Origin of the sequence: Klebsiella sp. C239 (genome assembly GCF_048822715.1) — a bacterium.
GTDB lineage: Bacteria > Pseudomonadota > Gammaproteobacteria > Enterobacterales > Enterobacteriaceae > Klebsiella > Klebsiella quasipneumoniae.
The window spans coordinates 1-4,893 of the sequence record NZ_JBMEZK010000029.1 but is presented as its reverse complement, the minus strand read 5'-3'; the positions used below and the strand labels follow the sequence as shown (position 1 = coordinate 4,893).

5 protein-coding genes and 2 pseudogenes are annotated in these 4,893 nt (G+C 49.7%); 4 read left to right on the top strand and 3 right to left on the bottom strand.

Features of this window, described 5'->3' with window-relative positions; genetic code table 11:
• Positions 1-474 (top strand): restriction endonuclease (locus tag ACOI6Z_RS27245; protein WP_017896675.1); only part of this gene is annotated, 474 nt, incomplete at its 5' end.
• A gap of 4 nt (positions 475-478) precedes the next feature.
• On the top strand, positions 479-685 hold the full coding sequence (locus ACOI6Z_RS27240; RefSeq protein WP_001749967.1) for a hypothetical protein: 207 nt from the start codon (positions 479-481) through the stop codon (positions 683-685).
• 10 nt (positions 686-695) lie between these two features.
• On the opposite strand, the pseudogene ACOI6Z_RS27235 reads toward ACOI6Z_RS27240, so the two are convergent.
• Positions 696-968, bottom strand: a pseudogene (locus ACOI6Z_RS27235) (IS1 family transposase); the annotation flags it as partial.
• Between the two features lie 98 nt (positions 969-1,066).
• Between ACOI6Z_RS27235 and ACOI6Z_RS27230 the strand changes: the two are divergent.
• Positions 1,067-2,500 (top strand): DNA cytosine methyltransferase, encoded by a 1,434-nt coding sequence (locus tag ACOI6Z_RS27230; RefSeq protein WP_001288432.1) that lies wholly within the window; start codon positions 1,067-1,069, stop codon positions 2,498-2,500.
• Between the two features lie 33 nt (positions 2,501-2,533).
• Here ACOI6Z_RS27230 and ACOI6Z_RS27225 read toward each other — a convergent pair whose 3' ends face one another.
• Positions 2,534-3,742: a type II site-specific deoxyribonuclease gene (locus ACOI6Z_RS27225; protein WP_001749969.1), complete on the bottom strand. Its 1,209-nt coding sequence runs from the start codon at positions 3,740-3,742 to the stop codon at positions 2,534-2,536.
• A gap of 61 nt (positions 3,743-3,803) precedes the next feature.
• Here ACOI6Z_RS27225 and ACOI6Z_RS27220 point away from each other — a divergent pair.
• Positions 3,804-3,869: pseudogene (locus tag ACOI6Z_RS27220) on the top strand (EAL domain-containing protein); the annotation flags it as partial.
• A gap of 139 nt (positions 3,870-4,008) precedes the next feature.
• Here the strand turns inward: ACOI6Z_RS27220 and ACOI6Z_RS27215 are convergent.
• Complete coding sequence (locus ACOI6Z_RS27215) at positions 4,009-4,773, bottom strand: IS6-like element IS6100 family transposase (RefSeq protein WP_001389365.1); 765 nt, start codon at positions 4,771-4,773, stop codon at positions 4,009-4,011.
• Between the last annotated feature and the right edge of the window lie 120 nt (positions 4,774-4,893).

Sequence of the window (4,893 nt, the reverse complement as noted above, 5' to 3'; positions counted from 1 at the left end):
CAAAAAATTAACTACCTGAGGAAAATTGATCCTTTTGTGTTTGAAGAACTGTTGCTGGAAGGATTTGAAGCGCATGGCTTCAGAACCATCAGAAACAAACGCTATACCGGCGATGGAGGCATTGACGGCCAGGTAATAATAGGAAAATATCGCTATCTTATTCAGGCTAAACGCTATCGCGGCCATATTGCTTTACAGCACGTACAGGAGTTCGAGAAGTTGCTTAAACGTCATAACTGTCGCGGTCTGTTTTGCCATACCGGGAAAACCGGCGCAGGTTCAAAATCTGTCAGTATTGCCAGTGAACGGATGGAGATTATCAGCGGCCAGCGCCTGATAGATTTGCTCACGCCCGGCAGCTCCTTCACTATCGCAACCGCCCCGCAGACGATGATGAAGCGTACCGCAGCAACACTAGAAACGAGCACCATTGTTAAAGATGCCGGTAAAGAAAATCGATACCATGAGAGTTAATTAAATGAAGTCAGTAACTATAGAAGCAAAAACATTTGCTGAAATGTTAGGAATAACAGAAGGTGAGTTAATCTTTGCCATTAAGAAAACTGGCACATTCAAAAACAAGACCATCCCACAACCTCATGAGCCACATAAATCAAATAATAGATTTTTATATTCAGACGTAATGAGGTTTATAGAATCACTAAAAGACAAAGAGAACCGGTAATGACTCCAACTTACTGATAGTGTTTTATGTTCAGATAATGCCCGATGACCTTGTCATGCAGCTCCACCGATTTTGAGAACGACAGTGACTTCCGTCCCAGCCTTGCCAGATGTTGTCTCAGATTCAGGTTATGTCGCTCAATGCGCTGAGTGTAACGCTTGCTGATAACGTGCAGCTTTCCCTTCAGGCGGGATTCATACAGCGGCCAGCCATCCGTCATCCATACCACGACCTCAAAGGCCGACAGCAGGCCCAGAAGACGCTCCAGCGTGGCCAACGTGCGTTACCTAACAATAAACCTGTTTAAATATCCAGATAAAAACATTCAATCTGGGTCAAATGAGTGATACAGTTTCACCCATAAGACCCAATGGAGGCAATATGTCTGAATTTGAATTACTGGCGCAGGATCTGCTTGAGAAAGCAGAAGCGGAAGAACAACTGCGACAGGAAAATGATAAAAAGCTGCTCGGGCAGGTGCTGGAAATCTATGACCAGAAGTACGTGGCTGAACTGCTTAGAAAAGTTGGTAAAAATGAGTGGAGTCGCGAGACTCTTAATCGCTGGATTAATGGTAAGTGCTCACCTAAGACGCTGACGTTAGCCGAAGAGGAACTTCTACGAAAAATGCTTCCGGAAGCGCCTGCACATCACCCTGACTATGCCTTCCGGTTTATTGACCTGTTTGCTGGGATTGGAGGTATACGGAAGGGCTTCGAAACCATCGGTGGCCAGTGCGTTTTTACCAGTGAATGGAATAAAGAGGCTGTGCGCACATATAAAGCTAACTGGTTTAACGATGCTCAGGAACACACTTTCAATCTAGATATTCGGGAAGTCACGCTCAGTGATAAACCTGAAGTACCTGAAAACGATGCCTATGCTTACATTAATGAGCATGTGCCGGATCATGATGTACTTCTAGCAGGTTTCCCCTGTCAACCGTTCAGCCTTGCGGGCGTAAGCAAGAAAAACTCGCTCGGGCGCGCGCATGGTTTCGAATGTGAGGCTCAGGGAACGCTTTTCTTCGATGTGGCGCGTATTATCCGCGCAAAAAAACCTGCCATCTTTGTTCTTGAAAACGTTAAAAACCTGAAGAGCCATGACAAGGGTAAAACCTTTAAAGTCATCATGGATACCCTCGACGAACTTGGCTATGAAGTTGCGGATGCAGCTGAGATGGGCAAAAACGATCCTAAAGTTATCGACGGAAAACACTTTTTACCTCAGCACCGAGAACGTATCGTTTTGGTCGGTTTCCGCCGTGATCTGAACATTCACCAGGGCTTTACCCTGCGCGATATTAGTCGTTTTTATCCGGAACAGCGTCCGTCATTTGGCGAACTGCTGGAACCCGTGGTTGACAGCAAATATATACTGACGCCGAAACTCTGGGAGTATCTCTATAACTACGCCAAAAAGCACGCAGCTAAGGGTAACGGATTCGGTTTTGGCCTCGTTAATCCTGAAAATAAAGAAAGCATTGCCCGTACGCTTTCTGCTCGCTATCACAAAGACGGGTCTGAAATTCTGATAGACCGTGGCTGGGATATGGCCACAGGTGAAACAGACTTCGCGAACGAAGAAAATCAGGCGCATCGGCCCCGCAGGCTGACTCCGCGAGAGTGCGCGCGCCTTATGGGTTTTGAAAAAGTAGATGGCAGGCCTTTTCGCATTCCTGTGTCAGACACTCAGTCGTACAGGCAGTTCGGTAACTCCGTAGTGGTGCCCGTGTTTGAAGCCGTAGCCAAACTGCTTGAACCTTATATCCTGAAAGCGGTTAATGCCGATTCGTGCAAGGTTGAACGAATCTGATCGCTCCTCCCGGTATTTATGCCGGGAGATAATCTATGGAATATCTGCGTAAAGCCCTGTCAGCTCAGCAATAAACGCACCTAGCGTCATTAGCTCAGCTCTCACCGCCTCCGGGTATTTTTTGTGCAGAGATGATGGCACGACCAATCTGACACCCGACTCCCGCATCTCCCGATATTGAGCCAGAGAAACTCCCTCCTGGAGTGTAAACAGATGCACCTGATGAATTTTATCGGCCTCATTCAGTATCTGACGCCAGCGATCCTTACAGGTAGTCTTGACTGCCAGCATGCGCAGATTTTCTACGGGAAACTCAGTATCGTGGTAAGCCCCTGCGGAAGGGAAAAGGAAATCGGGTTTTTTATTACCTTCTGTGATGGCCTGCGTCGCAAAGTGTCGCAGGCCGTGCTCAATGAATAGATGCTCCAGGTGCAGTTCCAGCGACTTCCCGGCTCTGGATTTACGGCGATTGCTGACAGAATTGGCCAGCGCAATAAATTCATCCACAGAGCCAAATCCTTTCCGGATGATATCCAGAACATGCAGTTCCTCAACCAATAGAAATATGTCGTACTCCACGCGCCGGCGGTCAAGAAGTTGCTCATCCGGATCAAGGGAATTTTTCACATAATGGCTGGCTGCATACTGAATAATTTCACTTCCCGACGGAAAGCGCAGGTGCCAGTCTTCAGGTAGAATATATTTATGATTTACTGGCGCTTGCTGTAGAGATAGTCCGCCTAGAATCTGTCCTGCGGGGCCGGATATAAGCGCTCCGGGTATAACTTCACCAATAGCGGTCTCAATGACGTCCTCTTCATCAGTGCTGGCGCATACCCAAATATTTACTTCCTTACAGTCCCCCCCTTGCTCATCAAGCTTGAAAGCCAGGAGCGTCAGAGCCCCTGTATTTTCAGGATCCTGAAGTGGGCTGCCTCTACCCCAGCGGGTAATCCTTTTTTCATTCCGGGTTTTACCAAAATGACGGCTGTTATAATAAATTGCCCTGGCTTCGCTGTCAGGGCAATCATGCGATGACACATGTGCGGTGAGAAAAACCGAAGGGTTCAGTTCACGGGTATGGTTGATAGACGGAAAGAGTTTTTCAACGATACCTGAAGGGATATAAAGCCCTACCTGGTGACCACCTGTTGCGCCGGTATCGTTGGCGGAAAGGCGTTTGATGTAGACGAAGTAATTCTCACATGCGATCTCAAGTAGCCAGTTGTGGAAAACCGACATAAGCATCCCCTGTTACCCTGAAACTCTACTCACCATTTTTTCATGATTATATACAAACAGTGTCATTTTCAGAAGACGACTGCACCAGTTGATTGGGCGTAATGGCTGTTGTGCAGCCAGCTCCTGACAGTTCAATATCAGAAGTGATCTGCACCAATCTCGACTATGCTCAATACTCGTGTGCACCAAAGCGAGGTGAGCATGGCGACGGAGGCTCTGTTGCAAAGATTGGCGGCAGTCAGAGGTAGGCTGTCGCTCTGCGCCGATCAGGCGGCTGCTGCGAAATGGTGGTTGAGCATGCCCATGGCCTCCGTCAGCGCCGAGGGCCCAATGCCAAAAGCTCTCTCCACAAGGCGCACCTCGCCCCTGATGCCGGGCTGCAGGCACCAGGGGCGAGCCTGTCCTTTGCGCAGGGCTCGCATGACTTCGAATCCCTTGATCGTGGCATAGGCCGTGGGGATCGATTTGAAACCGCGCACCGGCTTGATCAGTATCTTGAGCTTTCCGTGATCGGCCTCGATCACGTTATTGAGATACTTCACCTGCCGGTGGGCCGTCTCCCGGTCCAGCTTTCCTTCGCGCTTCAATTCGGTGATCGCTGCACCATAGCTCGGCGCTTTGTCGGTATTGAGCGTGGCAGGCTTTTCCCAGTGCTTCAGGCCTCGCAGGGCCTTGCCCAGGAACCGCTTCGCTGCCTTGGCGCTGCGGGTCGGCGACAGGTAGAAATCGATCGTGTCGCCCCGCTTGTCGACTGCCCGGTACAGGTAGGTCCACTTGCCCCGCACCTTGACGTAGGTTTCATCCAGGCGCCAGCTCGGATCAAAGCCACGCCGCCAGAACCAGCGCAGCCGCTTCTCCATCTCCGGGGCGTAGCACTGGACCCAGCGATAGATCGTCGTATGGTCGACCGAAATGCCGCGTTCCGCCAGCATTTCCTCAAGGTCGCGATAGCTGATCGGATAGCGACAATACCAGCGCACCGCCCACAGGATCACATCACCCTGGAAATGGCGCCACTTGAAATCCGTCATCGTTCCGTCCGTCCAATCTCCGCCAAGCATGCTCAAGCTTCACGATTTTTGCAACAGAGCCCACACGAGTATTGAGCATAGTCGAGATTGGTGCAGATCACTTCTGATATTGAACTGTCA

Bases quoted from the DNA above. Each gene is read 5' to 3' on its own strand.
- ACOI6Z_RS27225 (WP_001749969.1), bottom strand. From the start codon at position 3,742: ATGTCGGTTTTCCACAACTGGCTACTTGAGATCGCATGTGAGAATTAC.
- ACOI6Z_RS27230 (WP_001288432.1), top strand. From the start codon at position 1,067: ATGTCTGAATTTGAATTACTGGCGCAGGATCTGCTTGAGAAAGCAGAA.
- ACOI6Z_RS27240 (WP_001749967.1), top strand. From the start codon at position 479: ATGAAGTCAGTAACTATAGAAGCAAAAACATTTGCTGAAATGTTAGGA.
- ACOI6Z_RS27215 (WP_001389365.1), bottom strand. From the start codon at position 4,773: ATGACGGATTTCAAGTGGCGCCATTTCCAGGGTGATGTGATCCTGTGG.